Raw genomic sequence first — 18,448 nt, 5'->3', positions numbered from 1 at the left:
ATGATTGGTTTCCCAACGTCGTTGTTGTGGCGAACCGGATGCTTTGGAAACGACATCACTCGGAAAGCTCGTAAAACAGTGTTTTGTATTGCGGTCCGATCTCGAATCGGAGCATCGTTCCCGACGACTTGCCTGAGATCGTTCGCACTCGGCGGCCCTTGGCATCCAATGCGTACAAACGTCTGGCTGTTTGATCAGCGGGAATCGACAGCACCGCGGGAACGCCGTTGACAACCGTCGGGCCGTGGCCCCAATCCTGGCCCACCGTCGTGCGATCGTCGTTCCACCCCATGTTTTGATTTTCGCCGTTGGCAACAACGGTCAACAGAATGGAGGACGACGATTCCAAAGGCCGGTCATCACGACTGGTTGCCACCAAGACGGCGTAGTCACGCTCGGTTTCACCGAACTGCAAGTCCCAGGTCCCGATCTTGTAAGCTTGCCCACCGACCAAACCCCAAGCACATCGTGTCTTTGGCGTATCGATCAACACATGTGCGGATGAAGCGCTGCGTGCATCCCAACGCACCGAGCCATCGGGCGTCGCCAAGCGTTTGCGTTCCGGACGCTGCAAATCCTGGGCGGACGGAACGGCGGCCGCACGGTGTGCGTCCGGATCAACCGTCATGCCGACGCGATATTGCATCGCCAACGCGCCTCCACGATCCGCATTGTCGGCCGAAACGGCAACGGGTTCCTCCAGCGGCGAAAGATCCCCGCGTCGATACAGATTCGCAAACGCCGCGGTCAGTGCGATCTTGGTGGGTTGGCCGTTCAGATCAAAGTAGCCCAGGATCGCATCGGTGTCCCAACGGCCGTTGGAACTGTGATAGTTAAAGAAAAACACCGCGTCCCAATCCTGAAGACTGGCGATCATCGCCGCCGCGGGGATCGCATCCGCGGCGAAAAAGCCAGGTTCGCCGGCGTTCCATTCGCTGAACGTGAACGGTTTGTCGTGCATCCGCCAGGCCGTCCGCATCAGCAAGTTGTTTCGCGGCCATTGATTATGAAATGGAAACGCGACCATTGTTTCGTTTTGAACCGTCCAGTTGCTTCCATCCCAAGGTCGGCCGGGAAAAATTGGATGGTGCCAATACGCATGCATATCAGCAAAGTCGGCAATCGTTGCCGTAATCTCAGGTGGTTGGTAATTGGCTTGCGTGGTCGTGATCGGAACTCGGACGCCAATTTCTTCGCGAAGCAATTGCTTGGCTTCGTTGTAGAAGCGTTTCTCCAGATCCAACATGAACTGACGAAAGTCACGACGCGACTGCAGCGACCAATCAAACTTGGGCAGATCAACGTTCGCCTTTTCCAGCGATTGCCCCTGGGGTACCGACACCGAACCGCTACCCTGCACCAGGCGAACGTTCTTCAGTTCGATCGCAGTCTTTTCGCCGCCCAAGTCGAACGACAATCGCACGCCTTCGTCGACCGTCTGGGGTGCCTGAAAACGAAACTGAAAGTCGTCCCAGTCCTGGCGAACGTTCAATCCTTGAACCAACCCCAGCGGTGTCCATTCGCCCTCGATCGTCTTGGCAACGTTCATACCGACACTGCGTGGCTGATCGGACCGTGCCTGAAACGTCAGCCGATAAAAGCTGTCCTTGGTCACACCAAAAGTCTTGCCGGTCAGTTGCTGGTGCCACCCTTGTGCCGCGACCGCTTGGGGCACCAGACGCAACACGGCATCGTCACCGTCCATTCGCACCACCGCACGGATCGGCGATTTCCCGTTGTTGTCCGATAGATTCCAAGGCGAAATGTCGCCATCGGCCCACGCCTGCGAATCAACCAAAACACGTGACGGCGCTGCCCCTTCACTGGCCCAGGCGTTCCGAAGCGTTCCGGTTTGTCCATACTTTTGGATCAGCCATTGATTCCACTGGTCCATCAAAGCGGAACGATAGGGCTCCGGTGCATTCAGCAGTGCGCCAGGCCCTGCCAAGGAAAACTTGTTCTCATTGGCAATCTCGATCATGGCGATCGCGGGATCATCCGCCCGCCGAAGTTTGCGATACGGATTCACATGCCCCAGGTATTCGCGACAAAATCTCCAAAACGCGTCTTGAATCTCCGGTTGAAAGTGCAACGCGTGCTTGTCGTGCATCAAATAGTGCTCGCTTCCCAGCGATGGCATCCCCAGTTGACGGCTGACCGAGCGTCCCACATGCAAATTCAGATTCGCATAGATTCCATGGTCATGAAGTTTGGCTAGAAAATAGTCCAGCCGATCGACTTGCTGGGGATCCCAGCGACCGTCTTCGGTGAACAGACCTCGTGGCGACGCCGATGTTTCGTGGTGATGGATGCGTACCCCGTTGATGCCGATCTTTGCCAAGTGGGCCGCAACGCGATCGGCATCTTCATGCGTTGGAAAGATGGCACCGAAACACAGATTGACGCCCCAAATCTTTAGCCGCCCCGATTCGGTTGCGAAGTGCCCGTCGACGATTCGCACGAATCCATCGTCACCAGCAGGCGTTGGTGAAAGCATCGAAAAATCGGTTGCCGATTCCTCCGCGTCAAAGCCGGAAATGACAAACGGAAATCGATCGTCTTGGAACGACTGCCCGCGGCAAATAGACGCTGTCAAAGACGCAGCAATGACGGCGAAAAGCGAAACCGATCGAAAATGTCGCAAGAACATGATTCCAAACTCAACGGAGGATGCTTGGCGGCGCAGGCCAAGTCGCAGGCGATCGTCGGCCAAATTGCTGGACGACGAACCGGCAAACATCGAAAATGAATCGTTATTGACCTAGATGCTTAAGCGACCACTTTACCGCAGAGGTTAACGAAGATGTCTGTTCCGAATTGCGAGAAATGCCGACTGCGTGCCAAGTACGATGCCAACCCGACTTCGCTGCTCGGACGTCTATGGCGATGGCACACGAACTGGTGCCCTGGGTGGAAAAAGTACATGATGTCGCGGCCTCCGGAAGTGCGTGAAACCATCGCCAAGAAATACGGCATGACTCGGTTTCTGCAGCAACACTGATTGGACAACGCTTCATCGGTATAGCGATGTTCGCCAGAGCTTGGGTACTGCGCCGTCGGCCAGCGATTGCTGACAGTGCAGCACTGTTTTTCCACACGGTACCGGACGTTGCCGCCGGCGGCACAACCGCTGTGAATCATCGTTGCCTGAATGCAGGCGACGTTCCGAACCAACATCGCGAAAGGAAATTGATGTGCGATTGAATCGATGGATGCTTACCCCGCTCTTGCTGTGCATCATCGTCCAATGGGGGCGATGTGATCAGCCCAGTGGACCGGGCACACCAACCGCTTTCGCCGCCACCGAATCGTTGGGGCCGGTTTCGCGAGACGCGATTTACCAGGTCCAGGTGACGCGAGGTCAGCCATACGGCCAAGGCATGGTCTATCACCCGGCGGACCCCACGCGTTGCTTTCCGCGGAATCTGACGCTGGACATCTACCAACCTGATGATGGGCAGTCCCACAGACGTCCAGTCGTCGTGCTGATCCATGGCGGAGGGTTTTGGACGGGCGATTCGTTGATGCGGTCCATGGTCAACGCAGCGGAGTATTTCGCCCGTCGTGGCTGGGTTTGTTTCTCTATCAATTATCGCCTGAGCGGTGATCGGGCGATCGCGCCCGACGGCTGGCCCGACAATCGTCCGACGTATGCGGCGACACGAGATGCCAAGATGGCGGTGCGATGGATTCGAGCCAACGCGGATCGATACCGTATTCATCCCGATCGCATCGTCGCTTATGGCGGATCAGCCGGAGCCTACATTTCGGTGGCGTTGGGCGCGTCCGACGAACAGGACTACCGCGATGAACTTCTGGACAATCCGGTGGAAAGTCCGCTGCTGGAAAGTAGCCATCTGGATCAATCATCTCGGGTGCAGGCGGTTGTCAACCATTGGGGATCGGGCCTATTGGTCGATTCACTGCAACGTTTTGACGGACACAGTCGATGGGACACGCAAGATGCACCCATGCTGATCATTCATGGAACGGAAGACCAACGCGTCCCGTACAGTCATGCGATCGATTTGGAAAAGAATTACAAGGCCAGACTGAAGCTCTGTCCGTTACAGGGACGCGGACATTCGGCGTGGGACGGAATGATCGACGGCAAGCCGATGATCCACACGGTTTATCAATTCCTGGTGGATGAATTGCAGCTTCCGGTTGACCAAGAAACCCCAAAAAGATCCAACAATCGATAGCCCGCGGGCGATGATCTGTCGCCGTCTTTGACGTCGATGTGCCGTGTTCATTCAAGGCGAAGGGCGATTGGGAACCATGGACGACGTCAAAATGGACGCGTTGATTCACCGCCGTTCTCGTTTTGACCGTGTTTTTGCGCTGCCCTCCCGTCGCGACGGGATCTAGATTCCAGGGGCGCCAAATCGCATCGCCAACTCAATCCGGAAGCCGAATGATGCCCAGCCGAATCTTTGACAAGAAAACGCTCTCGGCCAAAGTTTTTCTTTGGGGACTGATCGGATCGATCATCGTGGGCGCTGTTTTGGGGATCACATTCGTCTTACGCGACACGTGGGGCTGGTTCGAAGTCCAAGTGATGCTGACCACGGTGGTCGTTGCGGTGGCCAGTCTGTGTGGTCTGGCTTGTGACCTGTCGCGGATCCCCAAAGGCCTGAATCTGTTGCCCCGTTCGGGCATGGGGTTGTCGATTCTGGCAGCGGGATTGTTGTTGATCGGCATTTGGGGCGAAGTCGATTCGACCGAGTTTTGGAAAGCAACGATCTGCGTCGTGATCCTCGGCGTCGCGACGGTGCATGTGTGCCTGCTGTCCATCGCCAAACTGGCCCGGCGTTTCGATTGGATTCGATTCATTGGAACCCAAGTGGTGTTCGGGTTTGCTTTGTTGCTGTGTGGTGTGATCCTTGCCGAAGTCGATTCGCCCGGAATCTGGCGTCTCATTGCCGCGATATCGATTGCGATCGGAGCCTTCAGTTTGGCGGTGCCGATTCTGCACCGAATCAGCAGACTTGATCGGTCCAACGAAGACTTGACGACTCCTGTTGAAACACGAAATTTGGCAGCGATCGATGAAGAGATTGATCGTCTGCAGAATCGTATCGCTGATTTACGTCGACTCCGTGAATCCATCGGTCACGTTGAATCGACATCCACCGAATCGATGGCTGACGCGGCGTCCTTACACGAACGAACGGCAACGGAAGTTGCATCGCATTAGTTCGCCTCTCAAGATTCACTGACCACGCACCATCAGGCCTGTTTGGTCGCCACAGACGAATGCCGAAAGGCTTACTGGGCGCCCCTTAGCGTTGCGGACAATTGCATTAGTTCACGCAGCACCGGTTGATTGGCGGAGACGCTTAGGCCACGTGAACCAACGGGCGAAATTTGACATTTACCGCCCAACGCTTCCCACTGCTCCGGAGCCACCGTTGTGTGAATGACTTGCAGCAACGATCGCACATTCGTTCCCGCTCCAAAAGCTTGCAGGCTGAATTGACTGTCTTGCATGGATTTCTCGGCGGCCTCTTGGGTAGTGATCGTCAACGTGTCGTCTTGTTCAAACCATGTGCATCCAACCGATGCCAGGAACACGTCCAATGCATCTTTTGCAGAACAGCGATCGACACCGGTCCTGATCTTGACATCCGCCGACATTCCAATGGCAGACAGTGCGTCGATGTCAACACGGGGCGATCGACCGATTTGCGGGCCTAGACTGTCGGCGAATTGCGTCAGCGACACGATCGGCCCCACCACGTCGATCATCTGTTGATCCAACGGATGTAAATACCGCGTGGGAATCGGCCGCACCGGCAACCGTGTTTGAATCATGTGATGCACAAGCCCCGACTGACGAACGATGGCACGAGGCCCCAGAATCGAAATGCTTCCCGGTCCGCCCATTGATTCCCAGGACGACGGTTCCAAACCGGAAAACCGTTTGACAATATTGGCGGAATCATTCGATCCGGTGAAGTAGACCGCCGTTTGCAACAGGCCGTCACGTCTCTTACCGCTTCCGATGACCAACATCGTTCGGCGCGCCTGCCACGTCATCTCCAGCGGCTTCAAGATCGCATACAGTTGCTCCGCAATGGTTGCCCCCTTGGGGACCGTGCTGATTTTCTGCCGCTCCGTCACTCCGCTTCGATTCAAAGCAAGAACATCGACGTAAACGGGGCAGGGCAGACGTGAAAAGAAATCCGCCAACGTGTCGTCGGCTGAAACGGCAACCGCCTTTCCATGCAGCGTCCTCAGAATTTGCTGTTCGATGGCCGCGGGATCATCGGCCAACGTTTTGCCCGACGCATCGGACGAAGACTCGGAATTGGCCGACTTGCCCGCAATGGTTTTCAGGTACCGTTGATCGCCGGCGCTCAACCGTTTGATTGGAACCCGGATTTCCTTGCCCGCTTCGGTCCGCAACTGAACCGATTCACCATCGCTTGATACAAGCGTCGCCGTGACCGAAAACTTTCCGGTGCTGTCGCGCCAAACATGCAATTCATCAGCTCTCACCGCCGAATGGCACAGCGACAACAAGCACATAAGAATTGGACAAACGCAATGTCCTGCTGTTCGTCCACCGCTGAAGCTCATTTGCATGGCCCTGTCTTTTGATCGCATGAGAAACCCCGGCCATCACTGAGTCGCCGGAGGCCCCCTCAATAGTAATGCGAGGCCCCCTCACTTGGTAGACTGCGGTCGCTCATCCCGCACCTTTGGCGATCAATAACACCGCGACGAATGCCAAGCCGGCCGCCACCATGCTTCGAAATCCACCGGCGGAAAGGCGGGTGCTGAATCGTTTACCAACCGCAATCCCAAGCAACGCGGCAGGAATCAACAACAGCGCTTCGATCGTTGACTGACGGCTGATCTCGGTGGAAACCAGCAGCCCAAGAATTTTGAAAACCGACAGGGCCAACAGAAACTGGTTCACAAATGCCTTGAATTGTTCCTGGTCCCAATCCCTCTGCAGTGCATACGCGACAACAGGCGGTCCAGGCATGGTGACCGCCCCCATTAGGAAACCTGACGCCACGCCGATTCCGGTCGCTCCCCCGGCATCCTTCCGATCACTCGCAACGTCCGATGATCCGTCGGCCGATTCTTGTACTGCCAAGTCCGCACGATTCCGCGACGCTTTTCGATTGTGAAACGAGTACCCGATCATCAGAAGCAATGCGACGCCGGTTCCCCGCGTTAGCCAATCAAGGTTGATCGAATGGAACAGCCACAGCCCCAAAGGCAAACCGACCAGAGCACCGGCCAAAGCAAAAAGTAGCGGACGCCAGACAACTCCTTTTCGATACGCCCAAACGGTTCCCATTTGAACCGGCACCGCACAAAGGCTGACCAACAAATGCGTTTGGCGTGCATCAATGACCAGCGGCATCAAGCCGATGGCAACGATGCCGAACCCGAATCCGATCCCGCTGTGCACGAAACCTGCCGCAAAAGCAATCAACGCAACAACCGCGATCAGCATCGCCCACCCATGGCCGATGCCATTCGGATCTGCATTGTCCATCGGATCTGAAATGCCGGCCTCACCGGACACCGCGCTGGTCGTCATTAATGTCCCGGCCGACGTCGGATCGTCCGCCTGCAATGCGGTAGCGCCGCACGTTGCGATCATCACCATCACCAGTGCGAGCAGCGTTCGGAAAATACTTGTCATGGTGTTCATGCAAAGAAGTTGTTCATGAAAATCAGTTGGATACGTTTTGCTGTTCGTCGATACCGAAGGCTTGAGCGCGAATCGCTTGCATATCGCCATCGATCACGTTGTCGACGAAGGCTTGATAAGAGCGGCTGACCATTTGTGCCAAAGGCCCGACCCACGCATGAAACGCTTCGCCATCAATCGCATCCAAAATGGCATCGGCGACCTGGGATACCGGGGTCGCAAAGTCTCCGAATCCCGCCGACGCTCCCATGTCCGTTTGCGTCGGACCGGGGTGAGCACTGATCACCCGCGTGCCTTGTCGGCTCAACAAGTCTCGCAGCCCTTGGGTGATTGAGTAACTGGCCGCTTTCGACGCGCAGTACGTCGCAAAGTTCGCGGACGCTTTGACCGACGCGACACTGTTCAGTTGGACAAAGACTCCGCCGCCGTTCTGATTCAGAACGGGTGCGAATGCTTGGGCCACACGCATCAATCCATAGACATTGATTTCGATCTCCGCCTGCAGTGCATCGATGGCATCAGGCTCCAACGCCGACTTCATCTTCATGATTCCCGCGCTGTTGATCACGATATCAACATCCTTTGCGACGCCCGCCGCTTCGATGATGCTGTTGGGATCGTTCAGATCCACGCGGACAGCCACGACACGTTCGCCGTGCTGGGCAATCAAAGGTGCAACGGATCGAGGGTCACGCACGGCGGCGTAAACCTTCTTCGCGTCACGCCGAATCACTTGGTCCAAAATTTCTTTGCCGATGCCTCGGTTGGCACCAGTGATCAATAGAGTTTGGTTTCGAATGTTATCGGGCATGGTATTTCGAATCCTTTGGAGACTTGGATGAACGGATCGCTTCGGTCGTTGCTTATCCCGGCATATCAGCGTGATGCCACTTCAAAGCCGCCTTCGTTGCGGACATAGATCAGGCAACCGTCGTCCGTTTGCACCTTGTGCGATGCTGTACCGTGGGACCCGAAATAGCTGCCCGGTGTCAGGGATTGCTCGCCTCGCTGATCCGAAAGCGAAAGCGTCAAATCACCTTGAATGACCACGGCACGAAAGGTGGAATCGTCGCTCAACACACCGTGAAAACCCCCGGGCAGTTGCAACAACGACGCGTTAACATTGCCTTCGGTCGTATCGCCCCACAGCAGCGACAACTCGGGACCATCGCCGGGCTTCTTCGTTTCGCCAGAACGGTTGATCCAGTCGCTGGAAGTTGCATCCAGCCAAACACGATTGGTCGCGTCCAGGTTGAGCGGCCGCTGCCCGTTGTCGAAGGATTCTTTCGGCGGTTTTACCAGATAGGGTCCCGACTGGATTTCCAAGAATGCAACGCTGGCCCCACGCGCAGCGGTGATATGCACCTCACCGGCCGGTTGCATCCAATAAGATCCCGCCGGCATCCACATCGGTGCGGCATCGGGATCGTCGTTGTGCAAGGCACCGGCAATGACAACACCGCGATAAGTGATGTTGTGGATGTGGGGTGGAGACGAAAACCCGTCAACAAACTTGACCAAGAATCCCGACGCTCCATCCTTCGTCTGATCTCCCCACAGTGTTCCGGCTTTGGGACCTTTGTCACCGCGTGCCGGATTCAAGGGCTGCCATACGACATCCGAAGCCATGACGACCTCCGTCGCCGAGCCGGAATCGTCGGCCGCCGCGTTTCCGGCAGCGAGGCAGGCAAGCCCGAAAGCGGCCCAAACGCGGGCAAAGTGTGGTCCAGGTGTCAACTTCATCGTGATTTCTCCGTTGGAACAGGTTTCGTGTTTCGAGCCCCGATTCACGGTTCAGTGCGAAACCCGGACCCGAATTCCATCAGAAAAATCAAAAGAAAGAATATGCCTAACTGCAGGCCTCGAGGGCTTGCGGGCAACCAGCACGATTCAACAACAACACACGTTGCAAGATGCCAGCCCGATCGCGGACGACCGACGGGGGCCTTCTACTGCATTTCGGCCTGCAACCAGGCCCGCGCGTAGGCCCAGTACCGTTCCGCCGTCGCGGTGGATATGTCCAACGCAGCGGCGGATTCCTTGATCGTCAAACCGGCGAAGAACTTCAACTTGACCAACTCGGCTTTCACCGGATCCTGGTTCTGCAGCTTTTCCAAAGCCTCGTCCAACGCGATTAGCTTTTCGGGTTGCGATGCGGCCGGATGATTCCATGTATCCAGTTCAATTCTGGCTCGCCCGCCACCACGTTTCTGAGCTTTGGCGGCTCGCGCGTGTTCGATCAAGATACGACGCATCGCTTCGGCGGCGGCGGCAAAGAAGTGCCCACGCGAGTTCCACTTTTTCTGATCGCCGGCTTCTTCGCCTGCGATCCGCATCCAAGCTTCGTGGACCAAGGCCGTCGCCTGCAATGAATGATCGGGACGCTCTTGAATCAGCCTCGCGGCGGCAAGCTTTCGCAGTTCGTCATACACCAACGGCAGTAAATCACTTGCCGCCGTCGCATCGCCCGATTCCAACGAATCAAGAATCTCAGTGATTTGTTTCAACGAACTGCTCTTTCACCACGAGACGATCGATACGAAACGTCCACATTTAGATCGAAAATCATACACCGCTAAGACGACGCCCGTTCCAAACCGATGGCGATCTTCATCGCATCATTGGCGGCGTCGGTCTCACCGCTGGCGACGAACGCGTCAGCCAAGCTCCTCCAAATGCCGGCAACATTCGGACGCAACGCCGTGCACCGCATGTAGTAACGAATGGCGTGCTCATATCGACCTTCGTTCATCAGCGTCGTTGCATACTCAAAGTTCAGCATCAAATCGGCCGGGTGCTGCATCAACGCATACCGCTGGATTTCTTCGGATCGTTCTTCGTTGCCAAGCGACCGATAGGATTCCGCCAGCCAAGAAAGCTTTCGCGGACACTTTTTTGCCAGATTGCTACGCCGAACCACCTCTTCCAATGCCGATTCGTCGGGTGGTCCTGGTGAATAGATGACCTTCCGAATCGCAACCCTCAGCGGATCCGGGTCGGCGATCGACATCGCGTCGGTCCAATCCCGACGCTGCGATTCGGTCAATTCGGGGCCTCCCAAATCAGCGGCACGCTGACGGGCGGCGATCCATAGTTCCAAGGCGTCCGCCAATTGAAAACTGGACGGGTCCTCATGCATGCGACGCCCGAGTTGCAGCGCGGGCACACGATCGACGTCGTATCCACGGTCACGCAAAATTCGCCGCAACTCTTCTTCCATTGCCAGCCAACTCGGCAAATCCCGCCGGGTGCCCCGTTCGATCAACAGGTTTTCCATCGCCAAAGCAAACTGGCGGTCCTGCTGGATCGATTGATAGTGACGTAGAAACGCATCAGCCTGCTGCAGCGATTCATCGCCGACATTCGACTCGGTTGCCAACAATTGCACCTGATCGGCCAGATACTGGGCGCCGGTCCAGCGTTCGTCGGCCGGAGATGCTCCTGTCAACGCGGCCAACGCCGTGCCGGCCTGTTCAACCGCACCGGCCAAACGATGCTCGTCTTGCCCGCGCACGGCCCGTGCCTGGGATTGCTGTAACCAAACCACCGAACCGATGGTCGCCACAACGATCGCCAACAAAGCCGCCGAAGCGACGTGGCGTCGATGGCGGACAAGGAATTTCTTTGCGCGATAGGAAAACGATGGTGGTCCCGCCAGCACCGGTTCGTTGGATAGCGCACGCCGAATGTCGGTTGCCAGACCACTGGCGGAGTCATAGCGGCGACGGCGGTCCTTTTCCAAGCCCTTCATCACGATCCAATCCAAATCGCCTTGAATTTCGCGTGACAAACGATCGGGGCTGATGCTGCGATGCTTCGCCAAGACGGTCAGCTTTTGCCCGGACGAACTCAAGCGTTTGCTCGGTTTGACCGGTTCTTCTTCGCGGATCATCCGCTGCAATTCTTGGTAACCCGCTTCACGCAACGATTCGGCTTGCAGCGGCGTTGTACCGGTCATCAGTTCGTACAACAGAACCGCCAACGAATACACATCACTGCGTGTATCGACATCCAAACCGCTGATTTCCGCTTGCTCGGGACTCATGTACTGAGGCGTCCCGACCATCATTCCGTACTGGGTGAACAGTGTTTTTTCTGTCAGCCGTTGATGCAAAGCCTTGGCGACACCAAAGTCGATCACTTTCACCACGGGCCGACCATCATGCAACGTGACCATCACATTGGACGGTTTGATGTCGCGGTGAATGACACCTTTTTGGTGCGCGTGGTGAACCGCGTTGCAGACGGAAACGAAAAGCTCCAAACGTTCGGACGTTGACAGAGCATTGGCGTCACAAAATTCCGTAATCGGCACGCCTTTGACCAGCTCCATCACAAAGTACGGGCGGTCTCCGTCGGCGACCGCACCGCCGTCAAAAACACTGGCGATGTTGGGGTGGTCCATCATCGCCAAGGCTTGACGTTCGGCTTCGAAGCGAGCCACCACGGCCTTGGAATCCATCCCCGGCTTGATGACCTTCAGCGCGACCTGGCGGCGGACCGGGTGGCGTTGCTCGGCCATATAAACGACGCCGAATCCGCCTTCGCCCAACTTTTGCAGCAGGCGATACGGCCCGATGTCCTGGCCGGCGCCGACACTGGTGGATTGGTCCAAGGTTTCGCGAGGATCCAGATCCAAAAATCCGTCGTCGTTGTCGTGGGCGGCAAGCAGTTTCTCCAAACGCCCCCGCAGTGTCGCATCGTCCTGGCAAGCCTGACGCAAGTAGTCCGCACGCTGGGACTCTGGCAATTCTATCGCCCGGGCAAAAATAGACTCTTCGGTGTTCATGCGTCGGCGTTGATGCTTCGGTGTTGATGCGGTGCGGCACACGGCAACGGATCGGTTGGTTGGAAAATCCCGGTCTTGGGCCGCGCCCGGGGATCCCCATCAAACACAGTGCGTCAAAGGCCGCCGGTCTCCATCACCGATTCCCAAAGTTTTTCAAAACTGCGTGACCGACCGCGACAACGGCGGCCCTGCCGTTGTCGTCGGTTCGAAACCCGCCACCACTATTTCTTGCGGTCCTTGGGCTTTTTGGTGAACGGAATTTCGGGCCGCTTCATCGTGCTTTCGGGTTCACGAAAGACCCAGGGTTTCCACATCTCACGAACCTGTCGCCATTGTTCCAGGGTTCGAGTGGGGTACCAGCCCGGAACGCCGTACGTTTTGAAATCGTATTCGTCGGCGTGATCTTGGACCCACTGGCCGACGGTGTCCGAGGGGCATTGATCAGGAAAGACGCCTTCGGCACGAAATGCGTCGGAGACGCCGGTGTCGTGGATCACATCGTTTCGCCAACGCGTCAGTTCCGCCAACAACTCGGCCTTCACATCCGCGTATTCCGGATCATCGGCGACGTTGTGAATCTCGTGCGGATCCTTGCGCAGATCGAACAGCTCGACCGGCGGCTTGCGGGGCGACATGAACGCGGCTTGCTCTGGGGTCAGCTTTCCTTCCAAATTCAGCACGTTCATTTCGGCCAACGGCGGATAAGCCCCCTCTTTGTAGAAGCTGAATTGGCAGTAAGCTCGCTCGGGCATCAAGTTCAAAATCAGCTTGAAATCTTTGGACCGAATCGATCGCATCGAATCATGCGTGTCGTCCATCTTGTCCCGTGCCGCGAACGTGTAGCGTCGATTCTTGACGTCGTCGCTGAACAGACTCTTGCCATGCAGCGGCACCGGCGGGGTAACACCGGCACCTTCCAAAACCGTCGCACAGATGTCGATCGACATCACCAAATCATCATTGACCTGCCCCGGCTGCACTTTTCCCGGCCAACGCATGATCATGGGAATGCGAGTCCCTTCGTCGTACAGGAACTGTTTGCCGCGGATGTGACACCGACCGTGGTCACCAATGAAGAATACGATCGTGTTGTCTGCCAAGCCTTCGTCCTGCAGTCGCTTAAGCAACGCCCCGACTTCGCGATCGACCAACTGCATCTGTTCCAAACCATTGGCCCAGTCACGGCGAATCAGCGGCGTGTCGGCGTAATACGGCGGCAATTCGACATCTTTAATATCGATCGGTCGCTCCGGGTCACGATTCCAAGCACGATGGGTTCCACCGAAAGTAATCCGTGCGAAAAATGGTTGATCCGGATCGCGATCCTTCCAATCGACGCCCATGAAAAGATCAGACTTTTGATCCGGCAGAAAATTGCAATCCGTCTTCCAACTCATCAAACACGTGTAGTATCCCGCGTCGGCCAACAAATGTGGGATCGGCCGAATGCCGTAGGGCAACGGCTTCTTGTCTTCGGTGCGGTGTTGATGCGCACCGATGTAGTTTTGATGGAAACCGGTCATCATGGCTGACCGTGACGTTGAACAAACCGGTGACGTCGTGAAGGCTCGTTCGTATCGAATCCCCTCGGATGCCAGTTGGTCGACAAAGGGTGTGTGTATCCCCTTGGTGCCATAGCAGGACAGATCGGGGCTCCAATCTTCGATCGTGATCCACAAGATGTTGGGACGCGATTGGTTGGCCCCGTTTGCGATCGGCGTTGTGGCGGCCAGCAACAAGACGCCGAGCAGGAATGAGATTCGAGGTTTCATGGATCCGTAGGATATCCTTCAGTGGTCAATGACAGTGTGTGGTGAAGTCAGTTGTGGCAAAACCTCGCGGTGCGTCGCGTTCAAGCCACTCGATCTTTTTCCCGCCGCCACCAAACACCCGCCCTTGGTTTGACGCGGCATTCTAACGGGGCATTTTGACGGGGCATGACGCCCATCGAAATCGGAACTTCGCTTGATCCGCGTCATTGCCAGCCCAATGCGGCAGATCTATCCTTCTGCAACAAGCATCCAATCGGCTGAGCAACAGCGACTTCGTCAGGCGGAGCTTTCCAATCCGTGTGGTTGGCGAAACATGCCAGGCGGAATGAACTATTCTAGCCAGCGTTGGTCACGGGAATCAGACCGCGCCCCAAAAAGAACCAGACGGGAAAATCAACCACTGTCTCTGCATGCAGAAACTGCGTCTGGTTTTCGCCCGTTCCAGCGTCTCGTTCCATCTTTTTGCTCCCACCAGAAACCACGCCTCAAGACCAAGGTTGGCCCCACATGCCTCGATGCCAAATGTCCCAGCGACTGACGAGTTTGTTTCCCGAAATCTGCATCGCAACGTTTCCGACGTTGGCACTTCTGTGCGGATTGACGGCTTTGATCGGAATCGGTCTTTCCTTCGACACCCAAGTTTCCGCAGCAGACGATTTGAATGCGTCGGCCGAATCCGACGGCAAACGCACGCTGTTGTTTGAAGACGATTTTGAAAGAAATGAGTCGCAGGAACAAACCGACGAACTGGGCAACGGTTGGGGAACCAACAGCGACAAACGAGCGGGCGGAAACAAGCAGGTCGACCTGGGCGATGGGGCCATGTTCATTTTCCGACACAAGACCGCCGACCATGGCGTGTCAGTAACGCACCCGGCCGAATTCAAAGACTGTCAGATTCAATTGCGATTCCGCCTGGATAACAAAGCCGACGATTTCGGAATCGATATCGCCGACATGGGTTTTCCCGATGTGCATGCCGGCCACATTTGCAAAGTCAACTTTCGTCCACAAGAAATCGAGATCCTGGACTTCAAAAACGGTCGCATGAAGAAGTCGTATCGCGATGCCGCCAAGGCGGGAACCGCAACCGCCGAACAAAAGGCGGCTGTGAAACAGTACGAACGCAAGTGGCAACATCCCATCACCTTGGGACAGTGGCATGATGCCGTTATCACGATACGTGGCGACATATTTTCCGTTCAGTTGGACGGAACGAAAATTGCAACGTTCACTTCGGACGGCTTTGATCACCCAACCAAAGACATGATTCGCTTTTCGGCGCGTCGCGAAGCACGTGTTGATGACGTCAAGGTTTACTCGCTCGCGCCGTAGATCAGGCTCTTCATCGTCCTGATGCCTTCACCACACGAACAGTCCTGTCCCCGACAAGCGAATCACTGAAAGTCCGACTGATGCCGTTCCCCCATCGTTCACTGCTCGTCCTTGGTTGGCTGGTGGCAGCCATGTCCTTCCAGAGCGACGAATCGCAAGCCCAGACCAGCAGGAACAACTTGCCCTTCACCGCACAGCCCACCGAGAAGTGGAAAATTCGGTGGGACCGATCCGATGACTTCAATGGCGACAGCGTTGATTGGCGAAAGTGGAATGCGTCGCCCGAAAACTTCGGCGCCTGGGTCTGGGACAACCAGAACAACACCAGTGTTGCGGACGGCACCGTGCGTCTGACGATGCGCAAGCTTGACGAACCGATCACCGTCGGCCGACGAGCACCGACGCCATACACATCCGGCATGCTGAAGTCACACGTCAAGGGAACCTACGGCTACTACGAGGCTCGCATCAAAGGCGCCCCGTTGTTTCCCGGCGTATGCCCGGCGTTTTGGCTGTACAGCAGGATTGATGACACGATCTTGGCCGAAGGAGAAACACGGTACAGTGAAATCGACATCGTCGAACTGACCCAGCGTGGTGACCGTTTGGAAGGTAACGAGAAGGTCGCCGACTTCAATTTGCACGCGATTCTGTCCAACGGCAAACCGGGAATCGCGGGACGCAGTTGGCAACGCCCGAACGACGCCCGGTTCAAAGCCGATCAGGCGAACGAATTGAAACTGCCGTTTGACCCTCGTGATGACTTCCACATCTATGGGTGTGATGTAACACCGGAAACGATCACTTGGTTTGTCGACGGACAACAGGTCGGCCAAAAACCCAATCGCTATTGGCACCGTGAAATGAACGTGGCAATTTCGTTGGGGCTGCGGCCACCCTATTCCATCTACACGCCCAAGGGTTTCGTCCCATCCGACGTCGATGCCGCTGATGCCTTTCCGACCAGCATGGAGGTCGACTATGTGCGGATTTGGCAACGCATTCCCTGATTGACTTGCGTCAAGGCGTTCGCCGAAAAACGAGTCGTGTTGCAGTTACGGACGACATCCGGGATGGGCGCTGAAGGGTTCATCACGTCGTCATTAACGGCGATTTCGAATCTCAAAATGGCCGCAATCACGGCGTGCGACTAGCGTATACTTCGCCGAGACATGCCATGTTCACAGCGCTCGGCAACCTGCGTGTTTCCATGCCGGATAGCTGATTCCCATCGACGCGTTGCATTCCAAAGTTTGACAAACCTCGTGGTGAAAAGATTTCCCGCAAAGGCAATCAAACTCATGGCGATAACGCTCCCCACGTAGATTACTGAAGCAATGACAAGGACCAAGCCATGAATGCGACGAAGCCCCATTCGACCCTATGGATCGCTGTGGTTGCCTTGGCTGGGATCCAAGCGGTACCGGCCAGCGCGGAAGAATCACCGTGGACACGTGACAACCGAATCGCGATCAGTGCGGATGGCAACCCGCACGCGGATGCCGATGACGTTGGCGCCACACCGCTGACCATGGCGGTGATGGCCAAAGCGGGACTGCAAGACAACCTGGTGCACTTCGATTTCAACAACTTCCTGGAGTACGAGCGAATCGATCCCGAAGAAAATCGCATGTGGCAAAGTGCGATGGGTGCACAGGCCCGCTTTGGATTCGATCGCAACCGCTTCTTCGATGCCGCGATCCAGCCGAATCGCGCAATCGAACACTTGACCGGTGTCATCAACGAATCAACCGCAAAGGATCCTCTGTATCTAATCGCGGCAGGACCAATGGAGTTGATCTACCGCGCGCTGGAGGCCGCCGACGCGGACGCCAGAAAACACGTCACCATCGTGTCACATCACGACTACAACGAATACTTCAAACCGCGGTTGTGGCATCGCAACTGGAACGACATTCAGCGGCTGGTTCCCGACATCGGCTACCTTCGGATCAAAGACCAAAACGGCAGCAAGGGGCAAGGCCTGAAGGGATCGTCCAACGATGATTTCCAGTGGCTGAAGCACCACGCGGATTCCAAGCTGAATTGGGTCTATGATCGAATCGCCGCAGGAAAACCAGACGTTTCCGATGCCGGAATGCTGACTTGGCTGATCGGGATCAACGGAACCGACACGGTGGTCTCCATCGCGGAAATGAAGGATTGGTTTGGCACCGATTCCATTTCCAACACCGGCGATCCCCAAACGACGCCAGACGCACCGGCCGGCGTGGCCCCCGATGTCGTTCCGCCCCAAGGACAAAGCATTTTCAAGGAAGTGGACGGGAAACTGGTCATCGAAGCGGAAAGCGTACCGCTGACCGACGACTGGGTGGTGGAAACCAGCGAATCCGACTTCAGTGGCGACGGATACATTCGTTGGATGCCGTCATGGATCCACAAAATCAGTCATCAACACCAAGGCGTGCTGATGTACCGTTTGCGTATCACCCATCCCGGCGAATATCGAATGGCTCTGCGTTCGTCTCACAAGGGCGCCCCCGAGCGTGACAAGTGGAACGACTGTTGGACACTGATGGGGCTGAACCCGGTTCACCCATACGGAATCACTCGCAAGACCTATCATGCCATCAATCAAGAATCATTCGACAGCGGAACGGGATTCACCTGGCACACCACGCATGACAACTATGGCTCCGTTGCCAAGTCAGATGGTCACTTTTCGACACCCGTCTATCAACTTGACAAGGGCGACCACTATTTTTGGATCTGCGGTCGTTCGGGCGGCTATCGCATCGACAAAATTCATTTCTTCAAACAAGGTGTCGATGGTTTCAAAGATGATGCCGAGCCGGTCACCCCGATCATTTCGGTCGACCAGGACAGGGATGAACCGCAGCGATAATGAAGCGA

Annotated in this window: 15 protein-coding genes; 6 read left to right on the top strand and 9 right to left on the bottom strand. The window is 56.2% G+C overall.

Annotated elements, in window-relative coordinates; translation table 11 throughout:
- Positions 1-55: 55 nt before the first annotated feature.
- Positions 56-2,740 carry a carbohydrate binding domain-containing protein gene (locus Mal65_RS05745; RefSeq protein WP_145294707.1) on the bottom strand — a complete coding sequence of 895 codons (2,685 nt, stop codon included), beginning with the start codon at positions 2,738-2,740 and terminating at the stop codon, positions 56-58.
- A 63-nt stretch (positions 2,741-2,803) separates the two neighbouring features.
- On the opposite strand from Mal65_RS05745, the gene Mal65_RS05740 reads away from it, so the two are divergent.
- From Mal65_RS05740 to Mal65_RS05730, 3 genes are all read left to right on the top strand, one after another.
- A complete protein-coding gene (locus Mal65_RS05740; protein WP_145294704.1) occupies positions 2,804-3,001 on the top strand; it encodes a hypothetical protein in 198 nt (65 codons plus the stop codon).
- 211 nt (positions 3,002-3,212) lie between these two features.
- Positions 3,213-4,205, top strand: coding sequence for an alpha/beta hydrolase (locus tag Mal65_RS05735; RefSeq protein ID WP_145294701.1), 993 nt, complete (start codon positions 3,213-3,215; stop codon positions 4,203-4,205).
- A 212-nt stretch (positions 4,206-4,417) separates the two neighbouring features.
- Positions 4,418-5,200, top strand: a complete 783-nt coding sequence (locus Mal65_RS05730) for a hypothetical protein (RefSeq protein WP_145294699.1) — start codon at positions 4,418-4,420, stop codon at positions 5,198-5,200.
- A 71-nt stretch (positions 5,201-5,271) separates the two neighbouring features.
- Here Mal65_RS05730 and Mal65_RS05725 read toward each other — a convergent pair whose 3' ends face one another.
- The 8 genes from Mal65_RS05725 to Mal65_RS27300 all read right to left on the bottom strand — a co-directional run bounded on the left by Mal65_RS05725 (position 5,272) and on the right by Mal65_RS27300 (position 14,697).
- On the bottom strand, positions 5,272-6,504 hold the full coding sequence (locus tag Mal65_RS05725) for an SHD1 domain-containing protein (protein WP_231131290.1): 1,233 nt from the start codon (positions 6,502-6,504) through the stop codon (positions 5,272-5,274).
- 190 nt (positions 6,505-6,694) lie between these two features.
- Positions 6,695-7,669, bottom strand: a complete 975-nt coding sequence (locus tag Mal65_RS05720) for a sulfite exporter TauE/SafE family protein (RefSeq protein ID WP_165701093.1) — start codon at positions 7,667-7,669, stop codon at positions 6,695-6,697.
- A 31-nt stretch (positions 7,670-7,700) separates the two neighbouring features.
- Positions 7,701-8,489: an SDR family oxidoreductase gene (locus Mal65_RS05715; protein ID WP_145294690.1), complete on the bottom strand. Its 789-nt coding sequence runs from the start codon at positions 8,487-8,489 to the stop codon at positions 7,701-7,703.
- 65 nt (positions 8,490-8,554) lie between these two features.
- Complete coding sequence (locus tag Mal65_RS05710) at positions 8,555-9,421, bottom strand: DUF4437 domain-containing protein (protein ID WP_196784600.1); 867 nt, start codon at positions 9,419-9,421, stop codon at positions 8,555-8,557.
- A 206-nt stretch (positions 9,422-9,627) separates the two neighbouring features.
- Positions 9,628-10,185: an ECF-type sigma factor gene (locus Mal65_RS05705; RefSeq protein ID WP_145294687.1), complete on the bottom strand. Its 558-nt coding sequence runs from the start codon at positions 10,183-10,185 to the stop codon at positions 9,628-9,630.
- A gap of 68 nt (positions 10,186-10,253) precedes the next feature.
- Complete coding sequence (locus Mal65_RS05700; protein WP_145294684.1) at positions 10,254-12,467, bottom strand: serine/threonine-protein kinase; 2,214 nt, start codon at positions 12,465-12,467, stop codon at positions 10,254-10,256.
- Positions 12,468-12,688: 221 nt separating this feature from the next.
- A complete protein-coding gene (locus Mal65_RS05695; protein ID WP_145294681.1) occupies positions 12,689-14,239 on the bottom strand; it encodes a sulfatase family protein in 1,551 nt (516 codons plus the stop codon).
- A gap of 335 nt (positions 14,240-14,574) precedes the next feature.
- Positions 14,575-14,697, bottom strand: a complete 123-nt coding sequence (locus Mal65_RS27300) for a hypothetical protein (protein WP_261342881.1) — start codon at positions 14,695-14,697, stop codon at positions 14,575-14,577.
- A 64-nt stretch (positions 14,698-14,761) separates the two neighbouring features.
- Between Mal65_RS27300 and Mal65_RS05690 the strand changes: the two genes are divergently transcribed.
- From Mal65_RS05690 to Mal65_RS05680, 3 genes are all read left to right on the top strand, one after another.
- The gene (locus Mal65_RS05690; protein ID WP_145294678.1) at positions 14,762-15,574 is read left to right on the top strand and encodes a 3-keto-alpha-glucoside-1,2-lyase-like domain-containing protein; all 813 of its coding nucleotides are present in this window, start codon (positions 14,762-14,764) and stop codon (positions 15,572-15,574) included.
- A 131-nt stretch (positions 15,575-15,705) separates the two neighbouring features.
- The gene (locus Mal65_RS05685) at positions 15,706-16,584 is read left to right on the top strand and encodes a family 16 glycosylhydrolase (protein WP_145294675.1); all 879 of its coding nucleotides are present in this window, start codon (positions 15,706-15,708) and stop codon (positions 16,582-16,584) included.
- A gap of 344 nt (positions 16,585-16,928) precedes the next feature.
- Positions 16,929-18,440, top strand: a complete 1,512-nt coding sequence (locus Mal65_RS05680; protein WP_196784599.1) for a hypothetical protein — start codon at positions 16,929-16,931, stop codon at positions 18,438-18,440.
- Positions 18,441-18,448: the final 8 nt, after the last annotated feature.

Source organism: Crateriforma conspicua (assembly GCF_007752935.1).
Taxonomy (GTDB): Bacteria; Planctomycetota; Planctomycetia; order Pirellulales; family Pirellulaceae; genus Crateriforma; species Crateriforma conspicua.
The sequence above is the reverse complement of the archived record's forward strand: the minus strand, read 5'-3'. Positions and strand labels throughout refer to the sequence as shown.